Raw genomic sequence first — 16540 nt, forward strand, 5'->3', positions numbered from 1 at the left:
CAGTAAGGACGCAAGCGCGGGCAATCGACGATGAAGGGATTTTGCTCAGGAAGGCTTCATGGCCCGGCACAGGGCCTTCAGCCATTTGACGATGTCCTGCGGATCGAGAGGTTGCGGGGTATTGAGGTCGGTCATTGTTCTTATCGTCCATGTACATGTCTGGCCCGTTGAAGTCGGGGGCCGCTTGTCCGTTCCTTGGAATCAGAAAGATCCCTTATGGCGTCAGAAAAGTAGCCGGCTCAGGCGCGCATGGCAAACCCCGCAGGTTAGTTTTTTGAGTGATATCAATATGCTTTAACGGTATTTAAATTATTGTTTTTATAGCTTTAAAGTCGATGCCTGCCGGGTGGTTACCCACCGCCCAATGGACTGCACCACCGCCGCCGTACCCCAGCGGCGTCCAGGATTGCCATGACCCTCGACTACGCTTTTATCCTCAGTACGCTGCCGGCCTTCCTCAAGGCCGTGGGCGTGACCTTGCAGGTCGGCCTGATCGCCATTGCCACCTCCCTGCTGGTGGCCCTGATCAACGCCACCATCCTGGTATTCCGCACCCCCTACCTGCAGCGCCTGATCGGGCTGTACGTGGAGCTGGCGCGCAACACCCCGCTGCTGATCCAGCTGTTCTTCGTCTACTTCGCCCTGCCGGCATTGGGGCTGAAGATTTCCGGGTTCGCTGCGGCGATCATCACCATGACCTTTCTCGGCGGCGCCTACCTTACCGAGGTGCTGCGCGCCGGCGTCGAAGCGGTGCCGACGGCCCAGCTGGAGTCGGGGCGCTCCATCGGCCTGTCGCACTGGCAACTGCTGCGCTACGTGATCCTGCCGCAGGCCGGGATCCTCAGCCTGCCGTCGCTGTTCGCCAATTTCATTTTCCTGCTCAAGGAAACCACCGTGGTCTCGGCGGTGGCGGTGCCGGAGATTCTCTACACCACCAAGAGCTACATCGCCCTCTACTACAAGACCTACGAAATGCTCGCCGTGCTCACGCTGATCTGCGTGCTGCTGTTCTTGCCGCTGTCGCTGTTGCTCAGCCGTCTGGAAAGGAGGTTGCAGCATGGCCAGTTCGGGTCTTGAACTGCTCTGGGTATCCTTGCCGCAACTGGGCAAGGGCGCCGCGCAGACGTTATCGATCTCCCTGCTGAGCATCGCCTTCAGCACCGTCGGCGGCGTGCTCTATGGCGTGCTGCGGACCCTCGACCGCAAATGGCTGAACGCCGTGTTGCGCATCTACCTGGAGCTGTTCCGGGCGATCCCGGTGCTGGTCTGGCTGTACCTGCTGTTCTTCGGTTTCCCGATCTTCTTCGGCATCAGCATTCCCAGCTTCACCTGCGCGGTGCTGGTGCTGTCGCTGTGGGGCGCCAGCGAAGTCGGCGAGGTGGTGCGCGGCGCCCTGCATTCGCTGCCCCGTGGCCAGCGCGAGGCGGGGCTGTCGATCGGCCTGTCCGACCCGCAGCTATACGGCTACGTGCTGCTGCCCCAGGCGCTGAAACGCATGACGCCGCCGACCATTAACGTCTACACACGGATCATCAAGACCAGCTCGCTGGCGGTGCTGATCGGCGTGGTGGACGTGATCAAGGTCGGCCAGCAGATCATCGAGCGCACCTACGAGTCGGTGCTGATCTACGGCGCCCTGTTCCTGTTTTTCTTCTTTATCTGCTACCCGCTGTCGGCCGCCTCGCGCGTGCTGGAGCGGCGCTGGACGCAAGCATGAGCGCACTGATCGAGTTCCAGGGTTTCAACAAGTTTTTCGGCGAGCAGCAGGTGCTCAAGGACATCGACCTCAAGGTCGCCCAGGGCGAAGTGGTGGTGATTCTCGGCCCCAGCGGCTGCGGCAAGTCCACCTTGCTGCGCTGCCTCAACGGCCTGGAAAAAGCCCACGGCGGCCACCTGAGATTCGCCGGCCAAGAGCTGCTGGACCCGGCCACCGACTGGCGCCAGGTGCGCCAGGACATTGGCATGGTGTTCCAGAGCTACCACCTGTTCCCGCACATGAGCGTGCTCGACAACATCCTGCTCGGCCCGCTCAAGGTGCAGAAACGCGACCGCCGCGAAGCCCGCGCCCAGGCCGAGGCGCTGTTGGAACGGGTGGGCCTTTCGGACAAGCGCGATGCCTTCCCGCGCCAGCTCTCCGGCGGCCAGCAGCAACGCATCGCCATCGTCCGTTCGTTGTGCATGAACCCGCAGGTGATGCTGTTCGACGAGGTCACCGCGGCGCTGGACCCGGAGATGGTCAAGGAGGTGCTGCAAGTGATCCAGGGCCTGGCCCGGGACGGCATGACCCTGTTGATCGTCACCCACGAAATGGCCTTCGCCCGCGCGGTGGCCGACCGCATCGTGTTCATGGATGCCGGGCGCATCCTCGAACAGCACCCTCCCGAGATCTTCTTTACGAACCCGCGGACCGCACGAGCGCAGCAGTTCCTGGAGAAATTCTCCTTCGTTGAAACACTGCCAAAAAAGATCCCTGCAAAGGAACTGGAGCTCTTATGAAAACTGCCAAGTCTTCGCTACTGCTACTCCCGCTGTTCGGCCTCGCCCTGCTGGCCGGCTGCGATAAATCCGCCGAAGCGCCCAAGCCCGCGGCCAGCGCCAGCGCTGCCCCGGCGGCCGGCTACCTGGACAAGATCAAGGCCCGCGACAAGCTGATCGTCGGCGTGTTCACCGACAAGCCGCCATTCGGTTTCGTCGACGAGACCGGCCGCTACGTGGGCTTCGATACCGATATCGGGCGGCAATTCGCCAAGGACCTGCTGGGCGACGAGAACAAGGTGGAGTTCGTCGCGGTGGAACCGGCCAGCCGCATCCCGTTCCTGCAGAGCGACAAGGTCGACCTGATCCTGGCCAACATGACCGTCACCCCGGAGCGCAAGGAAGCGGTGGAGTTCACCAACCCCAACCTCAAGGTCGCGGTGCAGGCCCTGGTGCCTGATGGCAGCGAAGTGAAGAGCCTGGATGACCTGGCGAGCCGCACCACCATCGTCACCACCGGCACCACCGCCGATATCTGGCTGACCAAGAACCACCCGGACTGGAAACTGCTGAAGTTCGAGAAGAACTCCGAGTCCCTGCAAGCCCTGGCCAACGGCCGCGGCGATGCTTATGCCCAGGACAACCTGATCCTGTTCAGCTGGTCCAAGCAGAACCCGGGTTACCGCGTACTGCCGCAGACCCTGGGGGAGCAGGCGCCGATCGCGCCGGCGGTGAAGAAGGGCAATATCGAACTGCGTGACTGGGTCAACGCCGAGCTGGCCAAGCTGGGCGAGGACAAGTACCTGCTCAAGCTTTACGACCAGTACGTGCGCAAGGAACTGAGCGACGACACCAAGCCTGAAAGCGTGATTGTCGAAGGCGGCAAGTGGCAGGGGTGACAGTCTGTGCCTGAGCCCCTGTAGCCGCTGCCGCAGGCTGCGATCGACCCGGGCCGCGTTCGGAGAACGGTCGCAGCGGTTTCAAGGTCGCCGAGGTCCTTCGGACCTATCGCAGCCTGCGGCAGCGGCTACAGGGATTGCATGCGACCATGCCGGCAAGCATCGCACCCTGTAGGAGCAGGGGCGACGCCTGGTTCTTGCCCGCGATGTTTTTGAGGCCGCTCAATCCGGCCAATACCACGCCGGTTCATCGAGCATCCCCTGGCCGACGATTTCGGTCTGGCCGAAATTTTTCTCCAGCACGATGCAGTTGCACTCCGGGTGTTGCTGCAACGCCGCGATCAACCGGCTGGCATGGGACACCACCCACACCTGGCACTGCTGCGAGGCGCGCATGATCAGGCGCGCCAAGGCCGGCAGCAGGTCCGGGTGCAGGCTGGTTTCCGGTTCGTTGAGCACCATCAGCGTCGGTGGCCGTGGCGTCAGCAGGGCGGCGACCAGCAGCAGGTAGCGCAGGGTGCCGTCCGACAGCTCCGCCGCCGACAGCGGCCGCAGCAGACCGTCCTGATAGAACTGCACGCCGAACAGCCCGCCGGGCACGGCATCGATCTCCAGCCGCGAACCCGGAAAGGCGTCGCTGATGGTTTCGCGCAGCGCCTGCTGATCGCCCACTTCGATGATGGTCTGCAACGCCGCCGCCAGGTCGCGGCCGTCGTGGTGCAGCACCGGCGTGCGCGTGCCCAGCTGTGGCCGGCGCGCGGGGGCCTGGCTGTCGGTACGGAAGTGATCGTAAAAACGCCAGCCGCGAATCTGCTCGCGCAAATGCAGGACCTCGGGCGATGAACGCAGGTTGCCGACCTGGTCGAACAGGCTGTCGCCGCTGGAGGTGTGCTGCGCCAGGACTTCCCACTGCCGCCCCTGGCGTGCCCGCACCATCGGCCCCTGGCGATCCACCAGCACGCTGGCCGGGCGATACACCGGCCCGCTCCAGATGCTCTCGCGCTTGATCCGCGGGTCGAGGGTGAAGCGCGACGGAATCGGTGTGCTGTGCCCGGGCAGCATGAAATGGCCGCTCGAGTCCGGCAGCCCCAGGCCGATCGAGTAACCGAAGTCCTCGCCGGCAAAGCCCAGTTGCAGGCGCTTGACGGTTTTGCGTGGCCCGCCCTGGATCGCCACCTCGCCACGGCTCATGCGCCGGCTGACCTGTTCCGGCCCGGCCCAGAAGGTCGACTCCAGGCCGCCTTCGCTGGCCAGTGCGTTGACCACCCCGCCCTGGGCGGTTTCCGCCAGCAGGCGCAGGGCCTTGTACAGGTTGGACTTGCCGCTGCCGTTGGGGCCGGTGATCAGGTTCAGCCGCTGCAGCGGAATCACCAGTTTGTTGATCGAGCGGTAATTGGCCACTGCCAGGGTCTTGAGCATGCCGGGGCTCCTTGTGCATGGAGGCGCAGTGTGCCTGATTTTCCCCTAAGCCATCGCCCCTGCGGACTGCTCTTGTAGGAGCGAGCTTGCTCGCGATCAGGTTCGCAGAACCTGAAACTCCGCGCGTCACGACGTCCTCGTTGCTCAGCCGATCAACCATTACGCATTTGTTCCGCAGCAGCCCGCGCGCAGCAGTGGAACCCTGTTCTAAGCTCACAGTCGTATCGTCACCTGTACGATGGCGTCGCGCCAAGGAGCCTGCATGGCTGGTCTCGAATCGAAGTGGATAGTGGGTTTGATGCTGGCTGCTCTACTGAGCGGTTGTGGCGCGGAAAAACCGAGCGAAAAGGAGCGGCCGCGGGTGCGCGTGCAGCAAGTGCAGACCCGCGATTTCGCCGCGCAGGTGACCCTGACCGGCGATGTGCAGGCGCGGGTGCAGACTGAGTTGTCGTTCCGCGTCGGCGGCAAGATCATCCAGCGCCTGGTCGACGTCGGCGACCGGGTCACGGCCAGACAGGTCCTGGCCCGGCTCGACCCGAAAGACCTGCAGACCAATGTCGATTCCGCCGCCGCCTCGGTGTTCGCCGAGCAGGCACGGGTCAAGCAGACCAGCGCGGCCTTCGTCCGCCAGCAGAAACTCCTGCCCAAGGGCTACACCAGCCAGAGCGAATACGATGCCGCCCAGGCGGCGCTGCGTAGCAGCCAGAGCGCCCTGAGCGCGGCCCAGGCGCAGTTGGCCAACGCCCGCGAGCAACTGAGCTACACCGCGCTGATCGCCGACGCGCCGGGGGTGATCACCGCGCGCCAGGCCGAAGTCGGCCAGGTGGTGCAGGCCACGGTGCCGATCTATAGCCTGGCCCGCGACGGCGAGCGCGACGCCGTGTTCAACGTCTACGAATCGCTGCTGGTGGCCCCGCCGAAGCAAGGCGCGATCACCGTCAGCCTGCTGGACAACCCGAACATCAAGACCACCGGCAAGGTGCGTGAAGTCACCCCGGTGGTGTCGGCGCAGAGCGGCACGGTGCAGGTCAAGGTGGCCCTCGACGGCCTGCCGGCGGGCATGGACCTGGGCTCGGTGGTCAGCGCCAGCGCCCACGCGGCCGGCCAGGCCAGTGTCGAGCTGCCCTGGGCGGCGCTGACCAAGAACCTCAACGAGCCGGCCGTATGGCTGGTGGGCGAGGACGGCAAGGCTACCCTGCACACCGTCACGGTGGGGCGTTACCAGACCGGCAAGGTGATCATCAGCGACGGCCTCAAGGGCGGCGAAAAAGTGGTGATCGCCGGCGGCCAGTTGTTGCACCCGGGGATGCTCGTCGAGATCGTTGCCGAGACCGGCACCCAAGGAGCCCAGCCATGAAGCGCCTGTCCCTGCTGTTGTGCGCCGGCCTGACGCTGGGCGCCTGTTCCAAGGAAGAACCGGCGCCCGAGCCGGTGCGTCCGGTGCTGTCGTTCGAGGTGCGCGCCGAGTCCGAGGAAAGCCTCGGGCGGTTCGCCGGGAGCATCCAGGCCCGCTATGAAACCAACCTCGGTTTCCGGGTGCCGGGGCGCATCGCCAATCGCAATGTCGACGTCGGCGCCGAGGTGGGCAAGGGCGCCTTGCTCGCCACCCTCGACCCCACCGACCAGCAGAACCAGTTGCGTTCCGCCCAGGGCGACCTGGCCCGGATCGAGGCGCAATGGATCAATGCCCAGGCCAACGCCCGGCGCCAGCAGCAATTGTTCGACCGTGGCGTCGGTGCCCAGGCGCAGCTGGATATCGCCCAGACCGACCTGAAAACCACCCGCGCTTCGTTGGACCAGGCCAGGGCCGCGGTCAGCCAGGCCCGCGACCAACTCGCCTACAGCGAGCTGCGCACCGATCACGGCGGCGTGGTCACCGCCTGGAACGCCGAGGCCGGCCAGGTGGTCAGCGCCGGCCAGCAGGTGGTGACCCTGGCCCGTCCGGACATCAAGGAAGCGGTGATCGACCTGCCGGCGACGCTGGTGGACCAGTTGCCGGCCGACGTGGTGTTCAAGGTCGCCTCGCAGCTGGACCCGAGCATCAACACCACCGCCATCGTGCGTGAAATCGAACCCCAGGCGCAGAGCGCCACCCGCACCCGGCGCTCGCGCCTGACCCTGACCGAAACCCCCGAAGCGTTCCGCCTCGGCACGGCCATCAGCGTGACCCTCAGCTCCGCCATCGTCCCGCGCACCGAGGTGCCGCTATCGGCCCTGCAGGAAGTGGACGGCCAGACCCGGGTCTGGATCGTCGACCCGCAGGCACGGACCGTGGCGCCGCGCGAGGTCACGGTGCTCAGCCGGGACCATGATTCGGCATTGATCGGCAGCGGGATCAAAATCGGCGAGCGGGTGGTGAGCGCCGGAGTGAACAGCCTCAAACCGGGGCAGAAAGTCAAAATCGACGAGGGCAGCCCACGATGACGCCGGCCACAAAAGGGAGCTTCAATTTATCCGAGTGGGCCATCAGGCATCAGTCGTTCGTCTGGTACCTGATGTTCGTCGCCCTGCTGATGGGCGTGTTCTCCTACATGAACCTGGGGCGCGAGGAAGACCCGTCCTTCACCATCAAGACCATGGTCATCCAGACCCGCTGGCCGGGCGCGACCCAGGAGGAAACCCTCAAGCAGGTCACCGACCGCATCGAGAAAAAACTCGAAGAGCTGGACTCCCTCGACTACGTGAAAAGCTACACCCGCCCCGGCGAGTCGACGGTGTTCGTCTACCTGCGCGACACCACCAGCGGCAAGGACATTCCCGAGATCTGGTACCAGGTGCGCAAGAAGATCAACGACATTCGCGGCGACTTCCCCCAGGGCCTGCAAGGGCCGGGGTTCAACGACGAATTCGGTGACGTGTTCGGCTCGGTCTATGCCTTTACCGCCGACGGCCTGAGCATGCGCCAGCTGCGCGACTACGTGGAGCAGGTGCGCGCCGAGGTCCGCGAGGTGCCGAACCTGGGCAAGGTGGAGATGGTCGGCGAGCAGGACGAAGTCATCTACCTGAACTTCTCCACACGCAAGCTGGCGGCGCTGGGCATCGACCAGCGCCAGGTCCTGCAGAGCCTGCAATCGCAGAATGCGGTGACCCCGGCCGGGGTGATCGAGGCCGGGCCGGAGCGGATTTCCGTGCGCACCTCGGGGCAGTTCGCTTCCGAGAAAGACCTGGCCACGGTCAACCTGCGGCTCAACGAGCGCTTCTATCGCCTGGCGGATATCGCCGAGATCAGCCGCGGCTACGTCGATCCTTCGACGCCGCAGTTTCGCTTCAACGGCCAGCCGGCCATCGGCCTGGCGATCGCCATGAAGAAGGGTGGCAACATCCAGGACTTCGGCAAGGCCCTGCACGCCAAGATGGACCAGCTCACCGCCGAGCTGCCGGTGGGCGTAGGCGTACACACGGTGTCGGACCAGGCCGAGGTGGTGGAAAAAGCCGTCGGCGGCTTTACCAGCGCGCTGTTCGAGGCGGTGGTGATCGTGCTGGTGGTGAGTTTCGTCAGCCTGGGCGTGCGCGCCGGGCTGGTGGTGGCGTGCTCGATCCCGCTGGTGCTGGCGATGGTTTTCGTCTTCATGGAATACAGCGGCATCACCATGCAGCGGATTTCCCTCGGTGCGTTGATCATCGCCCTGGGCCTGTTGGTGGACGACGCGATGATCACCGTGGAGATGATGGTCACGCGCCTGGAGATGGGCGAGAGCAAAGAGCAGGCGGCGACCTTCGCCTACACCTCCACCGCCTTCCCCATGCTCACCGGGACCCTGGTGACGGTCGCCGGCTTCGTGCCCATCGGCCTCAACGCCAGTTCCGCCGGCGAGTACACCTTCACCCTGTTCGCGGTGATCGCCGTGGCCATGCTGGTGTCGTGGATAGTCGCCGTGCTGTTCGCCCCGGTGATCGGCGTGCATATCCTCAGCACCAATGTGAAGCCCCACTCCGAAGAGCCGGGCCGCATCGGCCGCGCTTTCAACGGCGGCCTGCTGTGGGCCATGCGCAACCGCTGGTGGGCCATCGGTATCACCGTCCTGGCGTTCGTGCTGTCGGTGGTCGGCATGCGCTTCGTGCAGAACCAGTTCTTCCCGTCCTCGGACCGACCGGAGATTCTCGTCGACCTCAACCTGCCGCAGAACGCCTCGATCGCCGAGACCCGCATGGCGGTGGATCGCCTGGAGGCGACCCTCAAGGACGACCCGGACATCGAGCGCTGGAGCACTTACATCGGCGAAGGCGCGATCCGTTTCTACCTGCCGCTGGACCAGCAACTGCAGAACCCCTACTACGCGCAGCTGGTGATCGTCAGCAAGGGCCTGGAGTCGCGCACGGCGTTGACCGAACGCCTGAAAAAACGCCTGCGCGACGACTTTGTCGGTATCGGCAGCTACGTCCAGGCCCTGGAAATGGGCCCGCCGGTGGGGCGGCCGATCCAGTACCGGGTCAGCGGCAAGGACATCGACCAGGTGCGCAAGCACGCCATCGAGCTGGCCACCGAACTGGACAAGAACGCGCACATCGGCGAGATCATCTACGACTGGAACGAGCCGGGCAAAGTGCTGCGCATCGACATCGCCCAGGACAAGGCCCGCCAGTTGGGGCTGTCTTCGGAGGACGTGGCGCAGTTGATGAACAGCATCGTCAGTGGCTCCACCGTGACCCAGGTGCATGACGACATCTACCTGATCAACGTGGTCGGCCGGGCCGACGACAGCGAGCGCGGTTCCCCGGAAACCCTGCAGAACCTGCAGATCGTCAACCCCAACGGCACCTCGATTCCGCTGCTGGCCTTCGCCACCGTGCGTTACGAACTGGAGCAGCCGCTGGTCTGGCGCCGTGACCGCAAGCCGACCATCACCATCAAGGCCTCGGTGCGTGACGAAATCCAGCCGACCGACCTGGTCAGGTTGCTCAAGCCCGACATCGACAAGTTCGCCGCCAGCCTGCCGGTCGGTTATTCGGTGGCCACCGGCGGTACGGTGGAGGAGAGCGGCAAGGCCCAGGGGCCGATCGCCAAGGTGGTGCCGTTGATGCTGTTCCTCATGGCGACTTTCCTGATGATCCAGCTGCACAGCGTGCAGAAACTGTTCCTGGTGGCCAGTGTCGCGCCCCTGGGGCTGATCGGCGTGGTCCTGGCCCTGGTGCCGACGGGCACGCCCATGGGCTTTGTGGCGATCCTCGGGATTCTCGCGCTGATCGGCATCATCATCCGCAACTCGGTGATCCTGGTGACCCAGATCGATGAGTTCGAGCACGCCGGGTATTCACCCTGGGATGCGGTGGTGCAAGCCACCGAGCACCGGCGCCGGCCGATCCTGCTGACCGCCGCGGCGGCCAGCCTGGGCATGATCCCCATCGCCCGGGAAGTGTTCTGGGGGCCGATGGCCTACGCCATGATCGGCGGCATCATCGTCGCCACCCTGCTGACGCTGCTGTTCCTGCCGGCGCTGTATGTGGCCTGGTACAAGATCCAGGAACCGAAGAAGGAGGCAGCCTGAGGACCGCTATCGCGAGCAATCGAGCGTCGACCGGCTGCTCCTACAGGGGAATGTGTTCAATCTGTAGGAGCGAGCGTGCTCGCGAAAAAGGCTTAATAACGACGCAGGCTCAAACCTTGCGCCACACGCTCGCCAGCCACGGCTGCTGCTCCCGCGGCAGGCCGGCGGGCCGGTAGTAATGCTCCAGCTCGACAAACCCTGCCGCGGTGAGCAAATGCTGCCAGGCCGCCAGGTCGTGGTAGGCGCCATAACGCGCGCCGTTCCAGCCTTCGCGGTTGTCGCCGCGCGGGTTGGAGCTGAACAGCACGCCGCCGGGTTTCAGCGTGGCGTGCAGTTGGCGCAGCACCCGCGGCAACTCCTGCGAGGGGATATGAAACAGCACGGCGTTGGCGAAGATGCCGTCGAAGCGCTCGGCGGGCAGGTCGAGCTTGAGAAAGTCCTGCTGCCAGACCTCGCAGCCGCTGTCGTCCCGGGCCATCTGGGCAAAACGCTCGGAGCCGTCGAGGCCGACCGCGATATGACCCAGGCGCGTGAAGGTTTGCAGGTCGCGCCCGGGGCCGCAGCCGAAGTCCAGCAGGGTGAAGGGCGCCGTGCCCTGGATATGTCGAAGCAGCGCATCGATGTTCTGGCTGACATCGTGGTCGCGGGTGCCTTCGCGGAAATCTTCGGCCACCTGGTTGTAGTGACCCAGGGTGGTGGAGGTGATCTGGTCGAGGTCGTCGGGAGCGAGTTTCATGGCGGGATTCGTTGGCTGGGGATATGAGGCTGAATATACCCCATGCCCACGGCCGAAACCGTCCCGTAGCCGCTGCCGAAGGCTGCGATCGGCCTCGAAGAGGACGTGCTCTTGAAGGCCTCGAAGGCCCTTCGGGCCTTATCGCAGCCTGCGGCAGCGGCTACAGGTTATTCGTCACAACGAAGGTGGCGTTTCTCAACGCTTGTTGAGCACCCGCGCCAGGCGGTCGCCGCCGAGCTGGATCGCCGCGACGAGGATCACCAGCAGCACGATCACCGTGAGCATGATCTGGCTGTCGAAACGCTGGTAGCCGTAGCGATAGGCGATGTCCCCCAGGCCACCGGCGCCGATGGCCCCGGCCATGGCCGAGGAGTTGATCATGGTCACCAGGGTGATGGTGAAGCCGCCGACGATGCCCGGCAGCGCCTCGGGCAACAGCACATGCCAGACAATGTGCCAGCGCCGGCAGCCCATGGCCTGGGCGGCTTCGATCAGGCCGTGGTCGACCTCGCGCAGGCTGACCTCGGCGATCCGCGCGAAGAACGGCGTGGCGGCGATGGTCAGTGGCACCACGGCGGCCCAGACGCCGTAGGTAGTGCCGACAATCAGCCGGGTGAAGGGGATCAGCGCCACCATCAGGATCAGGAACGGGATCGAGCGGAACAGGTTGACGAAGGCCCCCAGCACGCTGTTCAGCCTGGGCGCTTCATAGATCCCGCCCTTGCCGCTGGTGACCAGGATCACCGCCAGCGGAATGCCCGCCAGCAGCGCGATCAGCGACGACACGCCGACCATCAGGAAGGTATCGATAACGCCCTGGAGCAAGCGATCAAACCACATAACCCAGCACCTCTACCTGTTGTGTCCATTGCTTGTGCAAAAAGTGCTGCGCGCGCAAACGTTGCTCCTCGGCGCCCAGGGACGAGCCGCTGACCGCCAGCAGCAATTGCCCCAGGGCATGCCCCTGGATCCGCTCCACGCCGCCGTGCAGCAGCCGCACGCGCCCGCCCAGGGTGCCGAACAGCGCGGCCAGGTCCGGCTCGTCGCTGCTCCTGCCGGTGAACCGCACGCGTAACACCACCGCCGCGTCGGAAGACTTCGGCTGGGCCTGCAGGCGGTTTTGCAACTCTTCTGGCAAGCCGTGCTGCAAGGGCGCCAGCAGGGTCTTGCTGACCTCGTGCTGCGGGTTGCCGAACACTTCCCAGACCGGCCCCTGCTCGACGATATGCCCATGCTCGAGCACCACCACTCGGTCGCAGATATCGCGGATCACCGCCATCTCGTGGGTGATCAGGATGATGGTCAGGCCCAGGCGCTGGTTGATCTGTTTGAGCAGGCCGAGGATCGACTGGGTGGTCTCCGGGTCCAGCGCCGAGGTGGCCTCGTCGCACAGTAGGATCGCCGGGTCGTGGACCAGCGCCCTGGCGATGCCCACCCGCTGTTTCTGCCCGCCCGAGAGCTGCGCCGGGTAGGCCTTGTGCTTGTCTTTCAGGCCCACCAGTTCCAGCAGTTCGCGGACCTTGCGCTCGCGCTGTTCCTTGGGCACGCCGGCCACCTTCAGCGGCAGCTCGACGTTCTGCCACACGGTCTTGGCCGACATCAGGTTGAAGTGCTGGAAGATCATGCCGATGCGCCGGCGCAGCTCCACCAGACGGTCTTCGTCAAAGTCGCCGATGTCCACCTGATCGATCAGCACCCGGCCGCCCGAAGGCTGTTCCAGGCGGTTGATGGTGCGGATCAGCGACGACTTGCCGGCGCCGCTGCGGCCGATGATGCCGAACACTTCGCCGCGCTGGATCGCCAGGTCGATCCCGTGCAGGGCCTGCACCGGGCCTTGCTGGCCCTGGTAGGTCTTGGTCAGGCCGATGAAGCGCACGTGGGCCTGGTTCAGTTCTGGATGCAGCTCGGTCTGCTGCGCGTCCTGCCGCTGTTCGGGCGGTTGGTTCGGCGACTTGTGCGCAAGGTAGGCGACGCTCATCTCAACCTTCCCAGCCGGCTTGGTAGAGCTTGCCGTGGGCTTTGTCCAGGGCGGCGCGCACCGCCGGCGAATGCTGGTAGATATCGACGAACTTGATCAGCCGCGGGTCGGTCTTGCTCTTGGGCTGGATCACGAACTGGATCACGTATTCCTTGTGGTCGAGGCCGTCGAACAGCAGTGCCGAACCGGCATCGAAGGTCTTGGCCAGGCGGATATAGGCCGGGTAGCCCTGCACCAGGTCGGCGTCGTCATAGGCGCGTACCAGTTGCACGGCCTCGACCTGGAGGATCTTCAGCTTTTTCGGGTTGGCGACAATGTCGTCCTCGGTGGCCTTGTAGCCGACCCCCGGCTTGAGGCTGATCAGGCCGGCCTTGGCCAGCAGCTGCAAGCCGCGGCCGCTGTTGATCGGGTCGTTGGCGATGGCCACCGTGGCGTCTTCGGGCAGCTCGTCGAAGCTTTTGTATTTTTTCGAGTACAGGCCGACGTTGTTGATGATCCCCGGGGCGAACGGCACCAGGTCGAAACCGGCGGCGGCCTTGGCGTTTTCCAGGAACGGGATGTGCTGGAAGTAGTTCACGTCGATATCGCCGGCGGCCAGGCTGACGTTCGGCGCGATCCAGTCGCTGAACTCCACCAGCTCGACTTTCAGGCCCTGTTTGCCGGCCTCTTCGACGGCGGCCTCCAGGGGGATGGCGAAGGCGGCGGTGGTGCCGACTTTCAGCGGCGCGTCGGCGGCGAATACCGCGCTGGCGAACAGTCCGAGGGCGAGGGCCAGTGCTTTGACTGGGTGGCTGAGGCGTTTGCTTTTCATGGTTTTGGTTCCAGTCAGTGCGTTAGATATTCAGGTGACCTGTAGCCGCTGCCGCAGGCTGCGATAAGGCCCGAAGGGCCTTCCAACGATCTCAAGAGCACGTCCTCTTCGTACGGAATGCCGCCCAGACCGATCGCAGCCTTCGGCAGCGGCTACAGGGTTAGTGGCGATAGGTGGATCCGCTGTGTTGCTCCGGTAATTGCGCCTCGCGCTGGAACAGCTTTTCGCGCAGGGTGCCGTTGTCGTAGGCAGTCTTGTACGAGCCGCGGCGTTGCAGCTCGGGGATCACCAGGTCGATGAAGTCGGCATAACTTTCCGGGGTGACGATGCGGGTCAGGTTGAAGCCGTCCAGGCCAGTCTCGGCGATCCAGGATTCGAGGTCGTCGGCCACCTGCTGCGGCGAGCCGACCACGGTGATGTAGCGCCCGCCCAGGGCGTGCTGGTCGAGCAGCTTGCGTCGGGTCCAGTCGTTGTTCTGCAGGTTCTTGGTGGCCGACTGGATGGCGTTGCTCTTCACGTACTGGATCGGTTCGTCGATCTCGTACTGGGAAAAGTCGATGGCGGTGGACGCCGAGAAATGCGCCACCCCGGCTTCGGCGCTGGCGTAGCTGCGGTATTCGGCGTGCTTCTTCCAGGCCAGCTCCTCGGTCGCGGCGACTATCACGTTGAGCCCCATGAACACCTTGATGTCCTCGGGATTGCGCCCGGCCGCCACGGCGCTGGCGCGGACCTTGTCCACCTGGGCGCGGGTTGTGGCTTTGTTCTGCCCGCTGATGAACACGCATTCGGCGTGGCGCCCGGCGAACAGCAGGCCGCGATCGGAACTGCCGGCCTGGAACAGCACCGGCGTGCGCTGCGGCGAGGGTTCGCACAGGTGATAGCCCTCGACCTGATAGAACTCGCCCTTGTGCTCGACCTTGTGCACCTTCTCCGGCCGGGCGTAGATCCGCTGTTCGCGGTCGTTGATCACCGCGTCGTTTTCCCAGCTGCCTTCCCAGAGTTTGTAGAGCACTTGCAGGTATTCGTCGGCCTGATCGTAGCGCCGGTCGTGTTCGGCCTGTTCGCTCAGGCCCATGGCCTTGGCGGCGCTGTCGAGGTAGCCGGTGACGATGTTCCAGCCGACCCGGCCGCGGCTCAGGTGGTCCAGCGTCGACATGCGCCGGGCGAACAGGTATGGCGGCTCGTAGGTGAGGTTGGCGGTGAGGCCGAAGCCGAGGTTGCGGGTCACCGCGGCCATGGCCGAAACCAGCAGCAGCGGGTCGTTGACCGGCAGCTGGATCGACTCCTTGAGCGTCACGTCCACCGAGTTCTGGTAGACGTCGTAGACCCCGACGATGTCGGCGATGAACAGCCCGTCGAACAGTCCGCGCTCCAGCAGCTGCGCCAGCTCGGTCCAGTATTCGAGGGTCTTGTACTGGGTCGAGGTGTCCCGCGGGTGGGTCCACAGGCCGTGGTTGATGTGCCCGATGCAATTCATGTTGAAGGCATTGAGCAGGATCTTTTTTTTGCCTTTCTCCAGAGCGCTCATCAGATAGTCCCCCGCAGTGGCGGGTTCGTCTGGTTGAGGTAGTAGTTGCCCACCGCGTGGTACTTCCAGCGCACCGGGTCGTGCAGGGTGTGCACCCGGGCGTTGCGCCAGTGACGGTCCAGGCCGTGTTCGGCCAGGGTCGCCTGGCTGCCGGCCAGTTCGAACAGGGTGCTGCCGGCGGCCAGGGAGATTTCAGTGCTGATGGCGCGGGCCTCGGCGACCGCGATGGAGGCGGCGGCCACGGTCTCGGCGTTGGGCTCGGCCTGGGCGGCGTCGAGGAACTCCCCGGAGCGCTCCAGCAACGCCTCGGTGGCGTGCAGGCGAATGCTCAGGTGGCCGAAGCTCTTGAGGGTCAGTGGGTCTTCGCTGGCCTTGTCGTTGCCGGAGTCGATCCACGGCCGGGTCTTGGTGCGCACGAAATGCAGGGCGTCCTCATAGGCGGCGCGGGCGATACCGGTGTCGATGGCTGCGTGGAGAATCTGCGCCAGCGGGCCGACGGTGGTCGGGCGCTCGAAGGCGCTCTGAAAGGGAATCACGTCCTCGGCGGCGACGAACACGTCCTCGAATACCACCGAGCCGCTGCCGGTGGTGCGCTGGCCGAAGCCGCTCCAGTCGTCGATCACGTTCAGGCCCCGGCTGCCCGCCGGAACGAAGGCCAGTTGCTGCACGCCCTGTTCATCCACCACCGAGGTGGGGATGCGCTGGGCATAGAGGGCGCCGGTGGAATAGAACTTGCGACCGTTGATGCGATAGCCGTCGCGTCCGTCCTGCACGTCCCGGGTCAGGCGAGTGGTGCGGTCGTGGGCGGTCTTGGTGCCCAGCTCGGCCAGGGCATTGCCGAAGCGCTGGCCGGCCAGGACCTCGGCGTACAGGCGTTTTTTCTGCGCCTCGCTGCCGTTCACCCGCAGCACTTCGAGGGCGTAGAAATGGTTCTGCGGGATCTGCCCCAGGGAGCCGTCGGCCTGGGCGATCAGGGCGATGACCTTGGCCAGGGTGACGTTGGACACACCGGCACCGCCGTATTCCCTGGGCACGCTGATGCCCCACAGGCCGGAGCGGGAAAAGGCTTCGAGTTCGGGGTGAGGCAGGCGACGTTCGCGGTCGCGCAGGGCGCTGTCGCGCTTGAAATCCTCGGCCAGGTCGCTGGCGACGATCAGGGCTTGCTCATCGCTGGTTATGACCGCGACGTGTTGAGAAAGAGTCATGTA

General features: G+C 65.0%; 14 protein-coding genes. 7 read left to right on the plus strand and 7 right to left on the minus strand.

Annotation, left to right across the window (positions count from 1 at the left end):
• Positions 1–411: 411 nt before the first annotated feature.
• Genes BMY68_RS25345 through BMY68_RS25360 form a run of 4 tightly spaced genes read left to right on the plus strand, consistent with a single transcriptional unit; the run spans position 412 to position 3374 of the window.
• Positions 412–1077 carry an amino acid ABC transporter permease gene (locus BMY68_RS25345; RefSeq protein ID WP_007925334.1) on the plus strand — a complete coding sequence of 222 codons (666 nt, stop codon included), beginning with the start codon at positions 412–414 and terminating at the stop codon, positions 1075–1077.
• Positions 1058–1717, plus strand: coding sequence for an amino acid ABC transporter permease (locus tag BMY68_RS25350; RefSeq protein WP_085533338.1), 660 nt, complete (start codon positions 1058–1060; stop codon positions 1715–1717). Before BMY68_RS25345 ends, BMY68_RS25350 begins: the two co-directional genes overlap by 20 nt.
• Positions 1714–2496 (plus strand): amino acid ABC transporter ATP-binding protein, encoded by a 783-nt coding sequence (locus BMY68_RS25355; protein ID WP_007925331.1) that lies wholly within the window; start codon positions 1714–1716, stop codon positions 2494–2496. Before BMY68_RS25350 ends, BMY68_RS25355 begins: the two co-directional genes overlap by 4 nt.
• Positions 2493–3374 carry a transporter substrate-binding domain-containing protein gene (locus BMY68_RS25360; protein WP_007925329.1) on the plus strand — a complete coding sequence of 294 codons (882 nt, stop codon included), beginning with the start codon at positions 2493–2495 and terminating at the stop codon, positions 3372–3374. Before BMY68_RS25355 ends, BMY68_RS25360 begins: the two co-directional genes overlap by 4 nt.
• Positions 3375–3596: 222 nt before the next feature.
• Here BMY68_RS25360 and BMY68_RS25365 read toward each other — a convergent pair whose 3' ends face one another.
• Positions 3597–4793 carry an AAA family ATPase gene (locus tag BMY68_RS25365; RefSeq protein WP_085533340.1) on the minus strand — a complete coding sequence of 399 codons (1197 nt, stop codon included), beginning with the start codon at positions 4791–4793 and terminating at the stop codon, positions 3597–3599.
• Between the two features lie 262 nt (positions 4794–5055).
• On the opposite strand from BMY68_RS25365, the gene BMY68_RS25370 reads away from it, so the two are divergent.
• Genes BMY68_RS25370 through BMY68_RS25380 form a run of 3 tightly spaced genes read left to right on the plus strand, consistent with a single transcriptional unit; the run spans position 5056 to position 10279 of the window.
• Positions 5056–6150, plus strand: coding sequence for an efflux RND transporter periplasmic adaptor subunit (locus tag BMY68_RS25370; protein ID WP_085533342.1), 1095 nt, complete (start codon positions 5056–5058; stop codon positions 6148–6150).
• A complete protein-coding gene (locus BMY68_RS25375) occupies positions 6147–7217 on the plus strand; it encodes an efflux RND transporter periplasmic adaptor subunit (protein ID WP_009041667.1) in 1071 nt (356 codons plus the stop codon). Before BMY68_RS25370 ends, BMY68_RS25375 begins: the two co-directional genes overlap by 4 nt.
• Positions 7214–10279 (plus strand): efflux RND transporter permease subunit, encoded by a 3066-nt coding sequence (locus tag BMY68_RS25380; protein ID WP_009041668.1) that lies wholly within the window; start codon positions 7214–7216, stop codon positions 10277–10279. The genes BMY68_RS25375 and BMY68_RS25380 overlap by 4 nt, the downstream gene beginning before the upstream one ends.
• A gap of 109 nt (positions 10280–10388) precedes the next feature.
• Here the strand turns inward: BMY68_RS25380 and BMY68_RS25385 are convergent, their stop codons facing one another.
• The 6 genes from BMY68_RS25385 to BMY68_RS25410 form a co-directional block, all read right to left on the minus strand.
• Positions 10389–11015: a class I SAM-dependent methyltransferase gene (locus tag BMY68_RS25385; protein ID WP_085533344.1), complete on the minus strand. Its 627-nt coding sequence runs from the start codon at positions 11013–11015 to the stop codon at positions 10389–10391.
• Positions 11016–11210: 195 nt separating this feature from the next.
• Positions 11211–11855, minus strand: coding sequence for a methionine ABC transporter permease (locus BMY68_RS25390; protein WP_007925318.1), 645 nt, complete (start codon positions 11853–11855; stop codon positions 11211–11213).
• Entirely contained in the window at positions 11845–12993 is a 1149-nt protein-coding gene (locus BMY68_RS25395; protein ID WP_085533346.1) for a methionine ABC transporter ATP-binding protein, read from the minus strand. The genes BMY68_RS25390 and BMY68_RS25395 overlap by 11 nt, the downstream gene beginning before the upstream one ends.
• Before the next feature lies 1 nt (position 12994).
• Entirely contained in the window at positions 12995–13804 is an 810-nt protein-coding gene (locus tag BMY68_RS25400) for a MetQ/NlpA family ABC transporter substrate-binding protein (protein ID WP_085533348.1), read from the minus strand.
• A gap of 160 nt (positions 13805–13964) precedes the next feature.
• Entirely contained in the window at positions 13965–15332 is a 1368-nt protein-coding gene (locus tag BMY68_RS25405; RefSeq protein ID WP_085533350.1) for an LLM class flavin-dependent oxidoreductase, read from the minus strand.
• Complete coding sequence (locus tag BMY68_RS25410; protein ID WP_085533352.1) at positions 15332–16537, minus strand: SfnB family sulfur acquisition oxidoreductase; 1206 nt, start codon at positions 16535–16537, stop codon at positions 15332–15334. The genes BMY68_RS25405 and BMY68_RS25410 overlap by 1 nt, the downstream gene beginning before the upstream one ends.
• Positions 16538–16540: the final 3 nt, after the last annotated feature.

Source organism: Pseudomonas sp. NFACC41-3, assembly GCF_900109505.1.
In the GTDB taxonomy this organism is placed as follows: domain Bacteria; phylum Pseudomonadota; class Gammaproteobacteria; order Pseudomonadales; family Pseudomonadaceae; genus Aquipseudomonas; species Aquipseudomonas chlororaphis.